Raw genomic sequence first — 20,156 nt, forward strand, 5'->3', positions numbered from 1 at the left:
GTACTGCCAATAGGTGGGAGAGTAGGTCGTTGCCTTGCTTTTAAAGCTCTTAGTTAATTTAACTAAGAGCTTTTTTTGTTATAGACTTTACTATATTTACTTAATGAATTATAAACATACGTATTTAGTAACAATACAATACTTAGGATTTAGATTTCATGGTTGGCAAAAGCAACCTAACTTAAAAACTGGACACTTATTTTTAGATAAAACATTAAAATTTATCTATAAAGATATTAGACTTAAAAGCCTTGGTGTTGGTAGAACTGATGCAAGAGTTTCTGCGAATTACTATGCATTTCAATTATTTATTGATAAAGAAGTAGATTTTAATCAGTTTATGACTTATTTTAACCATAATGCTCCAAGTGATATGAGAGCTTTAAAGATTGAAAACATTGATAAAAAGTTTAATGTTATCAATCATCCTAAAGTTAAAGAATATCGATATTATTTTTCTTTTGGTGAAAAAAACCACCCGTATGCTGCTCCGTTTTTAAATCGATTTAGGGAACAATTGGATATTGAGCTAATGAAAAAAGGTGCTGAATTGTTTGTTGGGTTTCATAATTTTACTAACTATTGTACAAAGCCTTCTGCTGAAACTAAAGTGAATAGAGAAATTGTTTTTTGTAGTATTGAAAAGAATACAGAAATAACTGCTTCGTTTTTCCCTAAAGAGAGTTTTGTTTTAATTGTTAAAGGAAGTGGCTTTTTAAGAAATCAGATTCGTTTAATTATGGGGGCTTTACACGATTTAGGTAAAGGTGAATTCGATTTAGAATTTATAAAACAAAGTTTGAAACCAGATTCTAATATTGAGTTTTTAAAGAATATTGCACCGGCTTCTGGTTTGCATTTACATAACATCGAATTTGAAAAATAAAGCTAGCAAGTACGCTCGCGTTAGCGATTTGAAGTGGCATCCTTTTTTTGCCTAAATTGTTTCAAAATATTAAATAAACAATAATATTACTTCTAAAAAGTAAAGATGCTGGACTAAATTCAGCATAAAAAGATATAACGGAAAGCGCGACCCTTGTGGTAACGCACAAAAAAAAGTCCATCAAATTAATGATGGACTTTTCTATATTATAAAAAGGAGTTAATTATCCTTTGATAATTCCTCTTGAAATTACAATTTTTTGAATTTCTGAAGTTCCTTCGTAAATCTGTGTAATTTTAGCATCACGCATTAAACGTTCTACGTGGTATTCTTTTACAAATCCGTTTCCACCGTGAATTTGAACTGCTTCAACAGTGTGTTCCATGGCAACTTTAGATGCGTATAATTTTGCCATTGCAGAAGACATATCGTAGTTATTACCTTGATCTTTGTCCGAAGCAGCTTTCATAACCAACATTCTTGCAGCTTCAATTTCTGTGTGCATATCTGCTAATTTAAAGGCAATTGCTTGATGATTGCAAATTTCTGTACCAAATGCTTTACGTTCTTTTGAATATTTTAAAGCTAATTCATATGCTCCTGCAGCAATACCTAATGCTTGTGCAGCAATACCAATTCTTCCACCAGAAAGTGTTTTCATTGCGAATTTAAATCCAAAACCGTCTTCACCAATTCTATTTTCTTTAGGTACTTTTACATCGTTAAACTGTAATGTATGTGTATCGCTTCCACGAATTCCTAATTTATCTTCTTTAGGACCAATATGAAAACCTTCCATACCTTTTTCAACTATAAAAGCGTTGATTCCTCTATGTCCTTTTTCTCTATCAGTTTGTGCAATTACTAAATATACTCCGGCACGACCACCATTTGTAATCCAGTTTTTTGTTCCGTTTAATAAGTAATAATCACCTTTGTCTTCAGCAGTTGTAGATTGAGAAGTTGCATCTGAACCAGCTTCTGGTTCTGATAAACAAAATGCTCCGATTTGTTCTCCTGTTGCTAATTTTGTTAAATATTTTTGTTTTTGTGCTTCAGAAGCATAAGCTTCTAAACCATAACAAACTAATGAATTGTTTACAGAAACCATAACAGATGCAGAAGCGTCTATTTTAGATAATTCTTCCATAATTAATACGTAAGAAATTGCATCCATTCCGCTTCCTCCGTATTTTGGATCTACCATTATTCCCATAAATCCTAAATCTCCCATTTTTCTAACTAATTCTTCTGGGAAAGTTTGCGCGTTATCTCTTTCAATAACTCCTGGTAATAATTCTGTTTGTGCAAAATCTCTCGCGGCATCGCGAATCATCATATGTTCTTCTGATAAACTAAAATCCATTTTTTATCTAATTTAATTCGTAAATTTCGAATGCAAAGATATCGATTTCGTAACATATTTTCAGCAGAGATTTCTTATTTTTACTAACATGATTAAAAATGAAGTTTTTGTTATTGGTGTTATGTCTGGAACGTCACTAGATGGCGTAGATTTAGTGTATGTTAAGTTTGATAATCAGGATTATAGAAACTTTAAAATTCTTCAATGTTGTACAGTTTCTTATTCAGAGGGATGGAAAATAAAATTACAAAATGCTATTTCATTTTCTGATACAGAATTAATTGAGCTAGATATTTCTTATGGAAGATTACTAGCAGAAATAATTAATGATTTTATGGCTAGTTTTTCTATTGATAAAATCGACTTTATAGCTTCACATGGACACACCGTTTTACATGAACCACACAAAGGGATTACATTACAAGTAGGAAATGGTCAAATTATTTCTAACCAAACCAAACAAAAAGTAGTTTGTGACTTTAGAACTCAAGACGTGAAACTCGGCGGTCAAGGAGCACCTTTAGTTCCAATTGGAGACGAATTATTATTTTCTGAATACGATTATTGCTTAAATCTAGGTGGATTTGCAAATGTATCTTATAAGAAAGATGGTGAAAGAATAGCTTTTGATATTTGCCCAGTAAATATTGTGTTAAATAGATATGCTCAAAAATTAGGTTTTGAATATGATGATAAGGGAAAAATAGCTTCAAAAGGAACTTTTTTAATGCAATTAGAGTCAGATATAAGAATGTTAGATTATTATAAAGAAAAACCTCCAAAATCTTTGGGTTTAGAATGGGTTTTAAAAGAAATTATACCAAGATTAGAATCTTCTAAAAGAAAACCCCAAGATATTTTAAGAACTTTTACTGATAATGCAGCTTGGGCAATTGCAAAAGTTTTTCCTAAAAATGCAAAAGTTTTGGTTACTGGAGGCGGTGCTTTTAACGATTATTTAATCAAAAAAATCAATCAGAATAAAAATATTGAAATTATTATTCCTTCAAAAGAATTAATCAATTTTAAAGAAGCACTAGTTTTTGCTTTTTTAGGACTGTTACGTGTTGATAATCAAGTTAATTGTTTAATGAGTGTAACTGGAGCAAAAAGAAATCATTCATCTGGAGAGATTTTTGAGCCAAAAGAATTTTAAAGTAAATTATTTGAACCTTCATTTTTTTACAGTAAGTTTGTTAGAATCAAAGTAAATTAATCTAAATCATTTTATAGCATGAATCAACTTTAACTTTTTTAGGCAGGAAATAAATAATTGAAAGAGAAGAAAAACTAAAGTTGAAACAATCATCAAAATTTAAAAATGAAAGAATTACTTAAAAAATACGAAAACAAACAACCAGAAATAGTTTTTAACTGGAAAGACCCAGAAACAGAAGCAGAAGGTTGGACAGTAATAAATTCTTTACGTGGTGGAGCCGCAGGTGGTGGAACACGTATGAGAAAAGGGTTAGATATGAATGAGGTTTTGTCTTTGGCAAAAACTATGGAAGTAAAATTTACAGTTTCTGGGCCTGCAATTGGTGGAGCAAAATCAGGTATAAATTTTGATCCAAACGACCCAAGAAAAAGAGGTGTTTTAGAACGCTGGTATAAAGCTGTTACTCCATTATTAAAACATTATTACGGAACAGGAGGAGATTTAAATGTAGATGCCGATAAAGATGTAATTCCAATTACAGAAGATTGCGGTGTTTGGCATCCTCAGGAAGGAATTTTTAACGGTCACTTTAAACCAACTGAAGCCGATAAAATTAATAGAATAGGACAGTTACGCCAAGGTGTAATTAAAATTATAGAGAATAAGAAATTTTCACCAGATTTAAGTAGAAAATATACAGTTGCAGATATGTTAACTGGTTACGGTGTTGCCGAAGCGGTTAAACATTATTATAACATTTACGGCGGAAATATTGCTGGTAAAAGAGCAATTGTTCAAGGTTTTGGAAACGTTGGGTCTGCGGCAGCTTATTACTTAACACAATTAGGAGCTAAGGTTGTTGGAATTATTGATCGCGATGGCGGTTTAATAAATGAAGACGGATTTACGATGCAAGAAATGACCGATTTATTCTTAGGAAAAGACGGTAACAAATTAGTTGCAGATAACATGATCTCTTTTGAAGAAATCAATGAGAAAATTTGGTCTTTACCAGCAGAAATTTTTGTTCCAGCGGCAGCTTCAAGATTAGTTTCTGAAAAACAAGTTCAACAAATGATTGATACCGGTTTAGAAGTAATTTCTCCAGGAGCAAATGTGCCTTTTGCAGACAAAGAAATTTTCTTTGGTCCAATTATGGAATATACAGATAAGCACCTAAGTTTATTACCAGATTTTATATCAAATTGTGGTATAGCTCGTGTTTTTGCATATTTTATGGAATCAAGAGTAGCGTTACCAATGATAGATCAAGATATTTTTGATGACACATCAGAAACAATTAGAAAAGCCTTGGTTAAAACACATCAAAAAAATAATAGTAAACAAGAAATCTGTAAAACAGCTTTCGAAATAGCATTAAAACAACTAATCTAAACAGATACAAATGGAAGCATTTATTATTTTAATTTTTGTACTTGGTTATTTAGCCATTACATTAGAACACAATTTAAAACTAGACAAATTGATTCCAGCTTTAGCTATGATGGCTATTTGTTGGGCAATGGTAGCAGTTGGCGTAGATGGTTTTACACAATGGTTTGATTCTAGTAGTCACAGTCTATTAACAGACGCTTATACATCATTAAATCATGATGGTAAAATGCACTTAATGGAAGAAACATTATTGCATCATTTAGGTAAAACTGCAGAAATTTTAGTGTTCTTATTAGGTGCAATGACTATTGTAGAAATTATTGATTATTTCGATGGGTTTTCTACAATTAAAAGTTACGTTAACTTTAAAAGCAAAAAGAAATTATTATGGATGTTCTGTATCCTTGCTTTTATTTTATCAGCAATAATTGATAATTTAACAGCAACAATTGTACTTATTTCTATTCTTCAAAAAATAGTTAAAAAAAGAGAAGACCGTATTTGGTTTGCAGGTTTAATAATTATTGCAGCAAATGCAGGAGGAGCATGGTCTCCAATTGGAGATGTAACAACAACAATGTTGTGGATTGGTAAAAAAGTAAGTGCAGGAATGTTATTTATATACTTATTTATACCATCATTATTATGTATGATTGTTCCAACAGTAATTGCATCAAGATTATCTGCTTTTCAAGGAGATATAGAAGTAGACGAAAGCGACAATAGTAAACCAGGACCAAATAGCGCAAGAATGTTGTACTTAGGTTTAGGGATGATTGTTTTTGTACCATTCTTTAAAACAGCAACACATTTACCACCTTATGTTGGTATGATGTTGTCACTTGCAGTAGTAGCAACTTTTGCAGAAATTTATAGTAGATCTAAATTCTCAATATCAAGCGTAGAAGGAGAAGAAGCAGTAGCGCATGAAGAACACGCACACCATAGTCCAGTACACAGTTCTCTTTCTAAAATTGAAATGCCAAGTATTTTATTTTTCTTAGGAATTTTAATGGCAGTTGCAGCTTTAGAATCTTTAGGTATCCTTTTTGGTTTTGCTCAAAACTTAAAAGAAACAATACCAATGATGGGAACAGAATTACACGGAGAAGGCGTTTCAGATTTAGTAGTAATGTTACTAGGAGTTGGTTCTGCAGTAATAGACAATGTACCATTAGTAGCAGCTAGTTTAGGTATGTTTACAGAAGCTATCGATAATGAATTATGGCACTTTATTGCCTTTGCAGCCGGAACAGGAGGTTCTATGTTAATTATAGGTTCAGCTGCCGGAGTAGTTGCAATGGGAATGGAAAAAATAGATTTTTTCTGGTACCTTAAAAAAATATCTTGGTTAGCTTTAATAGGCTTTGTTGTAGGTTCGGTAGCCTTTATGGGTATAAGAACATTAATATAAAATAATAATTAGGGCGTTCGGGCGGGCTTTCATTACTCGCTTTTTTTACTAGAAAAAAGTAAAAAAGAGCTCAAACAGGCCATTCAATCCCTAACGCAAAAGAAATAGTACATTAAAATGAAACCTGATAAGCATAAAAAACTTATCAGGTTTCATTTTGAAACAATTTAAAAAAAAGAAAGTCGTTAACTATAAAGAACAAAAACACTAATTAATGATCCCATTTATTCAAGAAAACAAAGAATTGTTAGAAGAAGTAGTATCCGAAGAAAAAACACTGTCTATTTATAATTTAATTATGGATGGCGGAATTGGAGGTCAAATAATAATAGCGATACTATTTGTGTTGTTAGCTGTTGCCTTATATATTTATTTCGAACGATTTTTTGCCATAAAAGCAGCTTCAAAAGTTGATAAAAATTTTATGAATCAAATTAAAGACTATGTTTCTAATGGAAAATTAGAAGCAGCAAAAACTTTATGCGATACAACAAAAACACCAACAGCTAATTTAATAGGAAAAGGAATTTCTAGAATTGGTAAACCTTTAGAAGACATAAACACTGCAATAGGAAATGCAGGAAAATTAGAAGTATATCAATTAGAGAGAAACGTTTCTGTATTAGCAACAATTGCAGGAGCCGCACCAATGATTGGTTTTTTAGGAACCGTAATTGGTATGATTGTCGCTATACACGAAATAGCAAATGCTGGCGGACAAATAGATATAAAATTACTTTCCGACGGATTATATACAGCCATGACAACAACCGTTGCAGGTTTAATTGTAGGTATTATTGCATACATAACATATAATCACTTGGTGGTAAGAACTGACAAAGTTGTCTATCAAATGGAAGCAAAATCGGTAGAGTTTTTAGATTTACTAAACGAACCAGTTTAAATTATTAAAAGATTTAAGAATTGAAAAATTCAAACAAGCACACATAATCTTTTAATTATTAAATTTTTTAATCTTTTAATAAATATGAATTTACGCGGAAGAAATAAAGTAAACCCTAATTTCAATATGTCATCAATGACAGATATTGTTTTTTTGCTGTTAATCTTTTTTATGCTAACATCAACTTTGGTAACAGTAAGTGCAATTGATGTTTTATTGCCTAAAGCTGGTGGTAAAACAGAAAATCAAACTGCGGTTGCTGTAACAATTTCTAAAAATTCAACATTTTATATAGATAAAACTAAAGTTAGTTCAGCTAATTTGGAACAAAAATTGCTAAATTCAGTTGGAGCAGATAAAAAGAAAACAATTGTAATTCGTGGCGACAAAGACGTTCCATATAAAAACGTAATGAAAGTAATAGACATTGCTAACAAGAATAAATTAAAAATGATTTTAGCCGTAAAAGGTAAATAATGACAGTTTTAGATAATAAACATAAAAGAAAATCAGCTATAATTACTTCAATACTATTGTTGTTGCTATTATATCTTGTTTTTAACTTCGGAATGAAGTATTTAGATCCGCCAGAAGAATATGGTTTAGCAATAAATTTTGGTAATTCAGAAGTTGGTAGTGGAGAACCTGTTGAAAAAACTAAAACACAACCAGCTGAGCAAAAAGTAGAAGAGCAAATTGTAGAGGAAGTTAAAGAAATTCCGAAAGAAATAATTCAAGAAGAAATAATAACAGACGATACAGCAGAAGATGTTCCAGTTGTAGAAAAAGTAAAAGAGACTCCAAAAGAAGCTGTAAAGGAAGAACCTAAAAAAGAGGTTCCAAAAGAGAAGCCAAAACCCAAACCATCTAAAGAAGCACAAAATGCTTTAGACAATTTGTTAAACGGAAATTCTTCAGATGGAGCACCAAAAGGAGAAGGAGATGATGACAAGCCGGGAGTAAAAGGAAATGAAAACGGAGATCCAAATTCTAATAAATACTATGGAAATTCAGGCAGTGGCTCTGGAGGAAATTACAATTTATCTGGAAGAAAAGCATTGTCAAAACCAATTCAAAAACCAGATTGCCAAGAAGAAGGAACTGTTGTTGTTAGTATAGAAGTAGATAATAATGGGCGTGTAATTAAAGCAATTCCAGGAGTAAAAGGCTCAACAAACACGGCTCCATGTCTTTTAAAACCCGCAAAAGAAGCGGCTTTAAAAACAAAATGGAATGCAGATGGTAATGCGCCAATAAAGCAAAAAGGAACTATAATCTATAAGTTCTCATTATCTAAATAAACCTCTATTTTTGTAAAATGACTTACCAACAAACTTTAGATTGGATGTTTGCGCAATTACCAATGTATCAAAGACAAGGTAAAACAGCATTCAAGAAAGATTTAACCAATATAATAGCGTTCTCAAAAGAATTAGATTTTCCTGAGAAAAAGTTTAAATCTATTCATGTGGGTGGTACAAACGGAAAAGGTTCTACAAGCCACATGTTGGCGTCAATTTTACAAGAAGCTGGTTATAAAGTAGGTTTGTACACATCGCCACATTTAAAGAATTTTACTGAGCGAATAAGAATTAACGGTAAGGAAATTCCAAAGCGTAATGTTTCTTTATTTATAAAAAAGTATAAAGAATTTTTAGAAAAACAACAATTGTCTTTCTTTGAAATGACGGTTGGAATGGCGTTTAATTACTTTGCAGAAGAAAAAGTAGATATTGCAATTATTGAAGTTGGTTTAGGAGGAAGATTAGATTCAACAAACATTATTACACCAGAAGTTTCAGTAATTACCAATATAGGATTAGATCACACACAGTTTTTAGGGGAAACCTTACCTGAAATAGCCTTTGAAAAAGCTGGGATTATCAAAGAGAACATTCCAGTTGTAATAGGAGAATATCAAAGAGAAGTTAAAGACGTTTTTCTTGCTAAAGCAAAAGAATGTCAATCTGAAATTATTTTTGCTTCAGAAGAAATAAAAGGAAGCTACAAAACGGATTTACTTGGTAGTTATCAAGAAAAAAATGTAAAAACTGTTGCTACAGCTATTCAGCAATTAAAAGAATTTAAAGTATCTCATAAAAACATAAAAACAGGACTTCTAAACGTTGCAAAAAACACAAATTTAAAAGGACGTTGGCAAATTTTACAAGAAAAACCAACCGTAATTTGTGATACTGCACACAATAAAGAAGGTTTAAAATATACATTAGAACAATTACAACAACAAGAAAGAGAACAACTGCATATTGTTTTAGGTGTTGTTTCAGATAAAGATTTAGATGCAGTATTACCACTGTTTCCTAAAAAAGCAACCTATTATTTTTGCAAACCGAATATTCCAAGAGGCATAGATGAGAGAGTATTAGAAACAAATGCGCTTAAGTTTTCTTTAAAAGGTAAAAGCTTTTCGTCTGTAAATGAAGCTTATAAAGAAGCATTATTATCTGCAGACAAAGAAGACCTCATTTATATTGGAGGAAGTACTTTTGTTGTGGCAGAAATTTTGTAAAAAAACAAGAAAAATATTGCCAATTTATAAAACTGTCTTATATTTGCATCCGCAATTGAGGGCAATTAGCTCAGTTGGTTCAGAGCACCTCGTTTACACCGAGGGGGTCGGGGGTTCGAATCCCTCATTGCCCACGATATTCCTTTCCAGATTAGGAATTAAAATATAAATCGGGCAATTAGCTCAGTTGGTTCAGAGCACCTCGTTTACACCGAGGGGGTCGGGGGTTCGAATCCCTCATTGCCCACAATTAAAAGTCCTTGATGTTTTATCAAGGACTTTTTTATTTTAAATGATATTTTTATTTTCTTTTTTGTACTTTTGATTGTTGAAAAAGAATAATATTTTTCTTAAAAAAAATATATGAATATAAATCTTTCTGAAAAGAAAATTCTTGTAACAGGTGGGGCCGGTTTTATTGGTTCAAATTTATGTGAAACCTTATTAGATAAAGGTAATCAGGTAGTTTGTTTAGATAATTTTGCAACAGGTAAGAGAGAGAATGTATCTCACTTACATGAAAATGTTAATTTCACTTTAATAGAAGGGGATATTAGAAATTTAGAAGATTGTAAGAAAGCTGTTGAGGGAATAGAGTTTGTGTTGCATCAAGCTGCTCTTGGGTCTGTTCCTCGTTCCATAAAAGATCCAATTACTTCAAATGATGTTAATGTAAGTGGTTTTTTAAATATGCTTACAGCTTCTAGAGATGCTGGAGTAAAACGTTTTGTTTATGCAGCAAGTTCTTCAACTTATGGGGATTCTAAAGGGTTGCCAAAAGTGGAAGATGTTATTGGTAAACCTCTTTCTCCATATGCAATTACAAAATATGTAAATGAATTATATGCTGATGTTTTTGCAAAAACATACGGTTTTGAAACGATAGGGTTACGTTATTTTAATGTATTTGGAAGAAAACAAGATCCGGATGGAGCTTATGCAGCAGTTATACCAAAGTTTGTTGGTCAATTTATGAAAGGAGAGTCGCCAACAATTAATGGAGACGGGAATTTTTCACGAGATTTTACGTATATCGATAACGTGTTACAGGCAAATATGTTGGCTTTGGTTACAGAAAATACAGAGGCTGTTAATACAGTTTATAACGTGGCTTATGGAGATAGAAATACTTTAAATGATTTAATCGGATATTTGAAAGAATATTTGTCTGAGTATGATGAGTCAATATCAAAGATTAAAGTAGTTCATGGACCTAATCGTGTTGGAGATATTCCGCATTCTTTAGCAAGCGTAGATAAAGCAAAAAAATTATTAAATTACAATCCGCAGTTTTCTTTACAAGAAGGATTAAAAGAAGCTGTAAAATGGTATTGGGATAACTTATAAAAAAAATAAAAATGGATCAACCTAAAATTGCAGTAATAGGATTAGGGTATGTAGGATTGCCTTTGGCAAGATTATTCGCAACTAAATATTCAACCGTTGGATTTGATATTAACACAGAAAGAGTATCAGAATTAATGTCTGGAACAGATTCTACGTTAGAAGTAGAAGATGAAATCTTACAAGCTGTTCTAGTTGATAAACCATCTAACAATAATGGTTTATTTTGTACTACCTCTTTAGAAGATATAAAGAGTTGTAATTATTTTATTATTACAGTACCAACTCCTGTAGATAAGAATAATAGACCAGTTTTAACACCTTTGGTAAAAGCAAGTGAAACTGTAGGTAAGGTGTTGAAAAAAGGAGATGTAGTTGTTTATGAATCAACTGTATATCCTGGAGCCACTGAGGAAGAGTGTATTCCAGTATTAGAAAGAGTTTCTGGGTTAGTTTTTAATAAAGATTTTTATGGAGGATACTCTCCAGAACGTATAAATCCGGGAGACAAAGAACATACAGTAGAAAAAATCTTAAAAGTAACTTCTGGATCTACTCCTGAGATTGGTAAAAAAGTAGATAATTTATATAAATCGATTATTACAGCTGGTACACATTTAGCACCAACAATAAAAGTAGCAGAAGCAGCGAAAGTTATAGAGAATTCTCAAAGAGATATTAATATTGCTTTTGTAAATGAATTAGCTAAAATCTTTGGGTTAATGGATATTAATACTCATGATGTTCTAGAAGCTGCTGGTACTAAGTGGAATTTTTTACCATTTAAACCAGGTTTAGTTGGAGGTCACTGTATTGGAGTTGACCCTTATTATTTAGCCCAAAAAGCTCAGGAATATGGATATCATCCTGAAATTATTTTAGCTGGAAGACGCTTAAATGATAGCATGGGAGAATATGTAGCTTCAGAGGTGGTAAAATTAATGATAAAGAAAGATGTTCGTGTTAAAGACGCCGAAATATTAGTGTTAGGTATTACCTTTAAAGAGAATTGTCCTGATGTTAGAAATACGAAAGTAGTTGACGTTGTCGCTGCTCTTAAAGAGTATGGTACAAATATTACCATATACGATCCTTGGGCAAATGAAGAAGAAGTTATGCATGAATATGGATTGAATTCAGTAAAAATACTTCCAAATAAAAAATTTGATGGTATAGTTTTAACAGTTGCTCATAATGAATTTAAGGAATTAAATTTTTCAGAGTTACAGAAAGAAAAATCAGTTGTGTATGATGTCAAAAATACACTATCTAATGAAGTAAGAGATAAAAGTCTTTAGAATAAAGTTTGTTTAAAAAAAATCACATACAACATAACAGTATAAAAACATGAGAATTGCAGTAGTAGGTGTTGGTTATGTTGGTCTGGTTTCAGGTGTTTGTTTTTCAGAAATGGGAAACAATGTTACTTGTGTAGATGTTGATGAAGAAAAAATAAATAAATTAAATAAAGGTTTATTGCCTATTTATGAACCGGGTTTAAAAGAATTGGTTCAGAATAATCTAGACAAAAACCTCTTCTTTACTACTAATGTAAAAAAAGCAATTAATAATTCTGATATCATTTTTATAGCTGTTGGCACACCAATGAATAAAGATGGTACAGCTAACTTGTCTGCAATTTATCAAGTAGCAGAAATTTTAGGGAAAAGTATTAATGAATATAAAATAATAGTTTCAAAATCAACAGTTCCAGTTGGGACCACTTTTAAAGTAAAGAAAATTGTTGAAGAGGAAATTAAAAAAAGAAAAGTTAGTGTGCCTTTTGACATAGTATCTAACCCAGAGTTTTTAAAAGAAGGAGCAGCTGTAAATGACTTTATGAAGCCAGATAGGGTTGTAATTGGTGCTGAAGATAATGATGTTTTTGATAAAATGAAACAGCTATATAGCCCTTTTTTCAGAACACATGATCGTTTTATAACAATGGACGTTTCATCTGCAGAAATGACAAAGTATGCTGCCAATGCCATGTTAGCAACAAAAATCTCATTTATTAATGAAATAGCAAATATTTGCGAAAAAGTTGGGGCAGATGTAAATAAAGTACGGGTTGGTATTGGTTCTGATTCTCGAATAGGATATAATTTTATTTACCCTGGAATAGGTTATGGGGGAACTTGTTTTCCTAAAGATATTTCAGCTTTAATACAAATAGGTATAGAAAATGGTTATAATCCGTCATTAATTTCATCAGTAAATGAAGTTAATAAAAATCAAAAAAAATATTTTTTAAATAAAATTATAAACAAATTTGGAGAAGATTTAACAGGGTTTTCTTTTGCAGTTTGGGGTTTGTCATTCAAACCTGAAACGAATGATATGCGAGATGCACCTTCACTTTACATAATTTCTGAGTTAATAAAAAGGGGGGCTAAAATAAAAGCTTATGATCCCAAAGCTATGCAGGAGGCTAAGAATTTTCATCTTAAGGAGTTAGATGTATTTTATGGGGAGGAAAAATATGAAGCTGTAAAAGGTGTTGATGCGTTGATTCTTTTAACAGAGTGGAAAGAGTTTAGAGCACCCAATTTTGATTTATTAAAAAAAGAGTTGAAGCAGGCTGTAATTTTTGATGCAAGAAATCAATATAATTCATTTAATTTAGAAAATGAAGGTTTTGAGTATTATCAAATTGGGAAAAGTTAATTTATTTTATACTAATGGAAAATAATTTAAAAATTGCAATAAAAGCAAGCTTAGAAGCTGGAAAAGTAATAATGAAAGTTTATGATTCTGCTTTTAATGTTGAAATTAAAGATGATAAATCACCTTTAACAGAAGCAGATAAAAAAGCTAACGATATTATAAATTCATATTTAGTAACTACTGAATTTCCTATAATTAGTGAAGAAAATAAACAAACCGAATATATTACTAGGAAAGATTGGAATACCTGTTGGATTGTAGATCCTGTTGATGGAACTAAAGAGTTCGTAAAACGCAATGGAGAGTTTACAGTAAATATAGCCCTAGTAACAAACGGAAAGCCAGAGTTAGGCGTAATATATGTGCCAGCAACAAAAACAATATATTTTGCAAATGTTAATAATAAAGAAGGGTTTAAATCACAATTAGAGACCCACGACACTAGCTTTGAAGAGGTCGTTAATACTGCAAAAAAAATAGCACCAAAAAACCCTGGATCTAAACATGTTCAAGTAGTTGGAAGTAGGTCTCACATGAATCAAGAAACATTAGATTTTATAGAAACTATAAAAAAAGAAGGAAAGGATATTGAAGTTGTTTCAAAAGGGAGTTCTTTAAAGTTTTGTTTAGTTGCAGAAGGAAATGCAGATGTTTATCCAAGATTTGCTCCTACTATGGAGTGGGATACAGCAGCAGGTCATGCAATATGTAGTGCGGTCGGTTTAAAGGTGATTTCCAAAAAAACTAATGAAGAATTGTTATATAATAAAGAAGAGTTGTTAAATCCTTGGTTTATTTTGTCAAATTAATATGAAAATTAAAAAGTCCTCACATATACGTAGCGTTTTAAAAGGTATTTCTTGGCGAGTAGTTGCAACCACAGATACAATTTTGGTTGTTCTATTTATTACATGTTTATTGGGAAATTGTAGTATAGAAGATGCTATTAAAATTGGAGCTTCTGAATTTATAATAAAGTTAGCTATATTTTACTTTCACGAACGTTTTTGGTTGAATTATTTAGGTAAACAAGCAACAACTAATAAAGAAATAGTAAAAAAATCTATATCTTGGAGATTAATTGCAACGTTAACAACTTTTATTATATCTGGTATAGTTCTAGACTCTTTTGATGAAGTTGCTTTGTATATTGCACTTTCAGAATTATTAACAAAATTTATACTTTTCTATATACATGAAAAAATTTGGTTAAAACTTCCATTAGGAAAAATTAGAAATTTTTTGTTTGGAAAAAAAAACACCATATGAAAGAAAATATTATAAAACATAATTATCAGGTAACAAAAGAAGAAAGACAAAGAAATAATAAACATAATTCATTTTTAATATGGTTTACTGGTTTGTCTGGCTCAGGTAAATCAACAATAGCTAATGTTGTTGAACAAGAATTATGTAAATTGGACGTAAAGACTTATTCATTAGATGGAGATAACATTAGAAAAGGAATAAATAAAGATTTAACTTTTGCGCCAGAAGATAGAACAGAAAATATCAGAAGAATTGCTGAAATATCAAATTTAATGATAGATGCAGGTATAGTTACTCTCGCAGCATTTGTGTCGCCGTATAAAAAAGACCGTGAAAACATAAAAAGTATCGTTAAAGATGTTAACTTTGTCGAGGTTTTTATTAACACCAGTGTTGAAGAATGTGAGCGAAGAGATGTTAAAGGTCTATATAAAAAAGCAAGAGCTGGAGAAATTAAAAATATGACAGGTATTTCAGCACCATATGAAATACCCGAAAATCCAGATCTAGTAATAGATACAGAAAAAGAATCAATTGAAGCTGCTGTAAAGAAAATAGTGGCATTTATAAAACCAAAATTAAAACTTGATCAATGAGCAAGTATTATTTAAATTATTTAGACGAGTTAGAAAGCGAAGCAATCTTTGTATTAAGGGAAGTTTGGGCACAATTTGAAAATCCAGTAATTTTGTTTTCTGGAGGAAAAGATTCAATTCTAGTTACACATTTAGCTAAGAAAGCATTTTATCCAGCAAAAATTCCTTTTCCTTTAATGCACGTAGATACTGGCCATAATTTCCCAGAAACAATTCAGTTCAGAGATGATATTATAAAGGAATTGGGGGTTAAATTAATTGTAGGTTCTGTACAAGAATCTATAGATGATGGACGAGTTGCTGAAGAAAAAGGTAAAAACGCTACCCGTAACGCATTGCAAATAACAACTCTTTTAGATGCTATTGAAGCAAATAAAATAGATTGTGCAATTGGTGGAGGTAGAAGAGACGAAGAAAAAGCACGAGCAAAAGAACGTTTCTTTTCTCATCGAGATGATTTTGGGCAATGGGATCCAAAAAATCAACGCCCTGAATTGTGGAATATTTTTAATGGAAAACATTTTCAAGGAGAACACTTTAGAGCTTTTCCTATAAGTAACTGGACAGAAATGGATGTTTGGAATTACATAAAAAGAGAAAACATAGCAATACCTTCGTTGTATTTTGCTCATGAACGTGAAGTTGTTCGTAGACAAGGTACATGGATCCCTAATTCAGAGTTTTTAATTTTAGAAGAGAACGAAGAGGTTGTAACTAAGAAAATACGTTTTAGAACTTTAGGTGATATAACTATAACCGGAGGAGATGAGTCTGAAGCTGATACTTTAGAAAAGATTGCAATTGAAGTTGCTGGGATGAGAAATACAGAAAGAGGAAATAGAAGTGATGATAAGAGATCTGAGTCAGCAATGGAAGACAGAAAACGTCAAGGTTATTTTTAAACCATTTTTAATTTACAAAAAGAGAACAAAAAATAGTTATGTTAGACAATAATCAATTATTACGCTTTACTACAGCAGGTAGTGTAGATGATGGGAAAAGTACGTTAATAGGACGTTTACTTTATGATTCTAAATCTATATTTGAAGATCAATTAGAAGCTATAACAAACACAAGTAAAAAGAAAGGACATGAAGGTGTTGATTTAGCCCTTTTTACTGATGGTTTACGTGATGAAAGAGAGCAAGGAATTACTATAGATGTTGCTTATAGGTATTTTACAACACCTAAAAGAAAATTTATTATTGCAGATACACCTGGGCACATTCAATATACCAGAAACATGGTAACAGGAGCTTCAACTGCTAATGTTGCTACAATTTTAATTGATGCAAGACATGGAGTTATTGAGCAAACCAAAAGACATGCCTTTATTGCGTCTTTATTACAAATTCCACACATTATTGTCTGTGTTAATAAAATGGACCTTGTAGATTATTCAGAAAAAGTATACAATGACATTGTTAGACAGTTTGAAGATATTTCTTCTAAAATGTTAGTTACAGATGTAAGGTTTATACCTATGAGTGCCTTAAATGGAGACAATGTTGTAAACAAGTCTAAAAATATGCCTTGGTTTCAAGGAGCTCCAATGTTGCACACATTGGAAACTATGCATATAAGTAGTGATATTAATAAAGTTGATGCAAGGTTTCCTGTTCAAACTGTATTAAGACCTCAAAGAGATGGTTTTATTGATTATAGAGGATATGCAGGACGTATTTCAAGTGGAATTTTTAGAAAAGGAGATGAAGTTACAGTTATGCCTTCAGGTTTTACTTCAAAAATAAAAAGTATTGACTTGCATGATAAAGCCTTAGAAGAGGCATACGCGCCAATGTCAGTTTCTATTACTCTTGAAGATGATATTGATATTAGTAGAGGAGACATGATTGTTCGTTCTAAAAATAAACCTGAGGCATTACAAGATCTAGAAGTAATGTTGTGTTGGTTAAATAATTCTTCAGCAAAACCTAGGGCAAAATATACTATAAAGCATACTTCAAACGATCAAAAAGCAATGATTAAAGAGGTGGTTTATAAGATTGATATAAATACTCTAGAAAGAAATAATGAGGATAAGGACCTTAATATGAACGATATTTCAAAGGTTAGAATAAGAACTACTAAGCCTTTAATGGTCGATTCCTATAGAGAAAACAGAACAACAGGAAGTATAATTCTTGTTGATGATGCTACTAATGAAACCGTAGCGGCAGGAATGATTGTCTAGAATCATAACATAAAAAAATAAAAATGAATTATATAAAATATTTTTTAGTCTTAGTACTATTATTTAGTGTGCCCAATACCGTCTTTTCTCAAGAAATAGATTTGGAAAAAACAACTACCTTTAAAGTGGATGAAATGTCTGATGAGCAAGTAGCTGCTTATTGGAAGGCTCTACAAGATAAAGGATATCAATTAAGTGAGTTAGAGTCTTTAGCTAAGTTAAGAGGTATCCCTGCTTCAGAAATTTTAAAATTTAAGCAAAGGCTTTCTGGGTTATCTAGTAAAGATAATAGTAATTCAAACGGTGAAACAACTACTAGCCAGGGTAATGACCCTAGCTTTGGGCATAGTGGTTTAAATGCCAAAGACTTTAAAAGGAGCAATCTATTTGGTTTTGATTTTTTTTCTAATCCTAATATTACATTTGCACCAAATTTAAACTTAGCAACTCCCTCTAGTTATCAATTAGGGCCAGGAGATGAGTTATTAATTGATATTTGGGGTGCTGCCGAAAATAATTATAGTGAAAGAGTTGGTGTAGATGGAGCAATAAGAATTGAAAATGTAGGTCCAGTTTATGTAAGTGGCTTATCAATTGATAAAGCAAAATCTAAAATAACCTCATATTTAAGTAAAATCTATAGAGGAGTTAAAGCTCCTAAATCTAGTTACAGTAAAGTAAATGTGGATGTTTCTTTAATTAATGTTAGAACAGTTCAAGTTAATATTATAGGTGAAGTTAAAGTTCCTGGTACTTATTCTCTTAGTGCCCTATCTTCAGTTTTAAATGCATTATATGCTGCTGGAGGACCAACTATGAATGGTACCTTTAGAAATATTAAAATATTTAGAGATGGTAAACAATTAGCTGTATTTGACGTTTATAAATATTTAACTAAAGGGAGTCAAGAAGGAAATGTATTAGTTAGAGATCAAGACATTATTATTGTAGACTCTTATAAAAATAAAGTAAGAGTTGACGGAAAGGTAAAAAGACAAGGTTATTATGAATTTATACCGGGAGAAACAATAAGTGATTTAATTAATTACTTTGGAGGATTTAAATCAGATTCTTATAAAGATATAATTTCAGTTAAAAGAATAAACGGAAATAAAAAAGAGATTAGTGAAGTTAATTTAAAAGAAAATAAAAACTTCATTTTAAAAGATGGAGATTATTTTACGGTTCAAGAAATTATAGATCGTTATGAAAATCGAGTTACTATTGTAGGAGCAGTATATAGACCAGGCGATTTTCAATTAACCGATGGATTAACAGTTTTAGATTTAATTAATAAAGCAGCTGGTATTAGAGATAATGCTTTTTTAGATAGAGGTATTATTCAGAGAACTATTAATGATACAGAAAAAGAAATTATTTCTTTTTCTGTAAGTAAGGTTTTAAATAATACAGAAGTAATTAAATTAAAAAGAGAAGATAAAATTCGTATTTATAGTTCGAATGAACTTAAAGAAGAGTATACAGTTTCTATTGATGGGGCTATTAATAATCCTCAAACTATTCCCTTTGTAGAAAATATGCAAGTTGAAGATCTAATTGTCATTTCTGGCGGATATAAAGAAGGTGCTGATGCTTCAACAATTGATATTTCTAGAAGAGCAAATGATGGTACTTTTAAAACTATTAGTGAAAATATAAGACTTTCTTCAACGAACGAATTAAAAAGCGAGAATAATAAAGCTATATTTTTAAAACCTTTTGATAGAGTTTCCGTAAGATATATTAAAGGTTTTACTACACAAAAAAGTGTGTCTGTTGAAGGCGAGGCTAATTATCCAGGAAAGTATTCTTTAGAAAATAAAGAAGAAAGAATATCAGATTTATTAGAAAAAGCAGGGGGCTTATCTCCATATTCTTATGTTAAAGGAGCATCTTTAATTAGAAAGTCAATAGATGAAGTTTCTGAAAGTGGGCAAGATAAAGCTATCGCTAGTTTAAATAAAAAACAAGATTCTGTAAAGATTTCTATAAAAGGAGAAAATAGAATAGGGATAAACTTAGAAGAAATTATAAAGAATAAAAATTCTAAATTTGACTTAATTTTAAAGGAAGGAGATAGGTTAATTATACCTTCAGTAAAACAGACAGTAGAAGTGCAAGGGGAAGTTTTATCTCCTACAGTAATAAGGTATGATAAATCAAATTCATTAAAAGATTATATTAATAATGCTGGAGGTTTTTCAGAAAATGCAAGAAAGAGTAAAACTTATGTCGTTTATGCAAATGGAGATATAAAATCTACAAAAAAGTTTTTATTCTTCAAGTCTTACCCTAAACTTGAACCTGGAGCATTGATATTAGTTCCTCATAAATCTGTAGTTAAAAATTCATTATCTATCCAAGAGGTTTTAGGTATAACTACAAGTATAACAACATTAGGAATATTAATTAACTCGTTGTCTAAATAGTTA

Annotated in this window: 18 protein-coding genes and 2 tRNA genes; 19 read left to right on the forward strand and 1 reads right to left on the reverse strand. The window is 31.0% G+C overall.

Annotation, left to right across the window (positions count from 1 at the left end):
* Positions 1 to 103 precede the first annotated feature (103 nt).
* Positions 104 to 886 carry a tRNA pseudouridine synthase A gene (locus L1S33_RS12070; RefSeq protein ID WP_240562515.1) on the forward strand — a complete coding sequence of 261 codons (783 nt, stop codon included), beginning with the start codon at positions 104 to 106 and terminating at the stop codon, positions 884 to 886.
* 223 nt (positions 887 to 1,109) lie between these two features.
* Here L1S33_RS12070 and L1S33_RS12075 read toward each other — a convergent pair whose 3' ends face one another.
* Complete coding sequence (locus tag L1S33_RS12075; protein ID WP_240562516.1) at positions 1,110 to 2,252, reverse strand: acyl-CoA dehydrogenase; 1,143 nt, start codon at positions 2,250 to 2,252, stop codon at positions 1,110 to 1,112.
* A gap of 88 nt (positions 2,253 to 2,340) precedes the next feature.
* Between L1S33_RS12075 and L1S33_RS12080 the strand changes: the two genes are divergently transcribed.
* The 18 genes from L1S33_RS12080 to L1S33_RS12165 all read left to right on the forward strand — a co-directional run bounded on the left by L1S33_RS12080 (position 2,341) and on the right by L1S33_RS12165 (position 20,153).
* A complete protein-coding gene (locus L1S33_RS12080) occupies positions 2,341 to 3,408 on the forward strand; it encodes an anhydro-N-acetylmuramic acid kinase (RefSeq protein ID WP_240562517.1) in 1,068 nt (355 codons plus the stop codon).
* Positions 3,409 to 3,573: 165 nt separating this feature from the next.
* Positions 3,574 to 4,806: a Glu/Leu/Phe/Val dehydrogenase dimerization domain-containing protein gene (locus L1S33_RS12085; RefSeq protein WP_240562518.1), complete on the forward strand. Its 1,233-nt coding sequence runs from the start codon at positions 3,574 to 3,576 to the stop codon at positions 4,804 to 4,806.
* A gap of 10 nt (positions 4,807 to 4,816) precedes the next feature.
* Complete coding sequence (gene nhaD, locus L1S33_RS12090) at positions 4,817 to 6,220, forward strand: sodium:proton antiporter NhaD (protein WP_240562519.1); 1,404 nt, start codon at positions 4,817 to 4,819, stop codon at positions 6,218 to 6,220.
* Positions 6,221 to 6,434: 214 nt separating this feature from the next.
* Positions 6,435 to 7,124 carry a MotA/TolQ/ExbB proton channel family protein gene (locus tag L1S33_RS12095; RefSeq protein ID WP_240562520.1) on the forward strand — a complete coding sequence of 230 codons (690 nt, stop codon included), beginning with the start codon at positions 6,435 to 6,437 and terminating at the stop codon, positions 7,122 to 7,124.
* Between the two features lie 84 nt (positions 7,125 to 7,208).
* On the forward strand, positions 7,209 to 7,601 hold the full coding sequence (locus L1S33_RS12100; protein WP_240551768.1) for an ExbD/TolR family protein: 393 nt from the start codon (positions 7,209 to 7,211) through the stop codon (positions 7,599 to 7,601).
* Positions 7,601 to 8,425, forward strand: coding sequence for an energy transducer TonB (locus L1S33_RS12105; protein WP_240562521.1), 825 nt, complete (start codon positions 7,601 to 7,603; stop codon positions 8,423 to 8,425). The genes L1S33_RS12100 and L1S33_RS12105 overlap by 1 nt, the downstream gene beginning before the upstream one ends.
* Before the next feature lie 17 nt (positions 8,426 to 8,442).
* Entirely contained in the window at positions 8,443 to 9,654 is a 1,212-nt protein-coding gene (locus tag L1S33_RS12110) for a bifunctional folylpolyglutamate synthase/dihydrofolate synthase (protein WP_240562522.1), read from the forward strand.
* A gap of 59 nt (positions 9,655 to 9,713) precedes the next feature.
* Positions 9,714 to 9,788: transfer RNA gene (locus L1S33_RS12115), tRNA-Val, on the forward strand.
* 38 nt (positions 9,789 to 9,826) lie between these two features.
* Positions 9,827 to 9,901 (forward strand) — tRNA-Val (locus L1S33_RS12120).
* 116 nt (positions 9,902 to 10,017) lie between these two features.
* Positions 10,018 to 11,001: an SDR family oxidoreductase gene (locus L1S33_RS12125; RefSeq protein WP_240562523.1), complete on the forward strand. Its 984-nt coding sequence runs from the start codon at positions 10,018 to 10,020 to the stop codon at positions 10,999 to 11,001.
* Between the two features lie 11 nt (positions 11,002 to 11,012).
* Complete coding sequence (locus L1S33_RS12130) at positions 11,013 to 12,296, forward strand: nucleotide sugar dehydrogenase (protein ID WP_240562524.1); 1,284 nt, start codon at positions 11,013 to 11,015, stop codon at positions 12,294 to 12,296.
* A gap of 49 nt (positions 12,297 to 12,345) precedes the next feature.
* Positions 12,346 to 13,665, forward strand: a complete 1,320-nt coding sequence (locus L1S33_RS12135) for a UDP-glucose dehydrogenase family protein (RefSeq protein WP_240562525.1) — start codon at positions 12,346 to 12,348, stop codon at positions 13,663 to 13,665.
* Positions 13,666 to 13,679: 14 nt separating this feature from the next.
* Positions 13,680 to 14,474 carry a 3'(2'),5'-bisphosphate nucleotidase CysQ gene (gene cysQ, locus L1S33_RS12140; protein WP_240562526.1) on the forward strand — a complete coding sequence of 265 codons (795 nt, stop codon included), beginning with the start codon at positions 13,680 to 13,682 and terminating at the stop codon, positions 14,472 to 14,474.
* Between the two features lies 1 nt (position 14,475).
* On the forward strand, positions 14,476 to 14,934 hold the full coding sequence (locus tag L1S33_RS12145) for a DUF2061 domain-containing protein (protein WP_240562527.1): 459 nt from the start codon (positions 14,476 to 14,478) through the stop codon (positions 14,932 to 14,934).
* On the forward strand, positions 14,931 to 15,530 hold the full coding sequence (gene cysC / locus L1S33_RS12150; protein WP_240562528.1) for an adenylyl-sulfate kinase: 600 nt from the start codon (positions 14,931 to 14,933) through the stop codon (positions 15,528 to 15,530). Before L1S33_RS12145 ends, cysC begins: the two co-directional genes overlap by 4 nt.
* Positions 15,527 to 16,432: a sulfate adenylyltransferase subunit CysD gene (gene cysD, locus L1S33_RS12155; RefSeq protein WP_240562529.1), complete on the forward strand. Its 906-nt coding sequence runs from the start codon at positions 15,527 to 15,529 to the stop codon at positions 16,430 to 16,432. Before cysC ends, cysD begins: the two co-directional genes overlap by 4 nt.
* A 38-nt stretch (positions 16,433 to 16,470) precedes the next feature.
* A complete protein-coding gene (locus tag L1S33_RS12160; RefSeq protein WP_240562530.1) occupies positions 16,471 to 17,724 on the forward strand; it encodes a sulfate adenylyltransferase subunit 1 in 1,254 nt (417 codons plus the stop codon).
* A gap of 23 nt (positions 17,725 to 17,747) precedes the next feature.
* The gene (locus tag L1S33_RS12165) at positions 17,748 to 20,153 is read left to right on the forward strand and encodes an SLBB domain-containing protein (RefSeq protein ID WP_240562531.1); all 2,406 of its coding nucleotides are present in this window, start codon (positions 17,748 to 17,750) and stop codon (positions 20,151 to 20,153) included.
* The last annotated feature ends 3 nt before the right edge of the window (positions 20,154 to 20,156 follow it).

The sequence above is a fragment of the Tenacibaculum aquimarinum genome (genome assembly GCF_022478115.1).
In the GTDB taxonomy this organism is placed as follows: Bacteria; Bacteroidota; Bacteroidia; order Flavobacteriales; family Flavobacteriaceae; genus Polaribacter; species Polaribacter aquimarinum_A.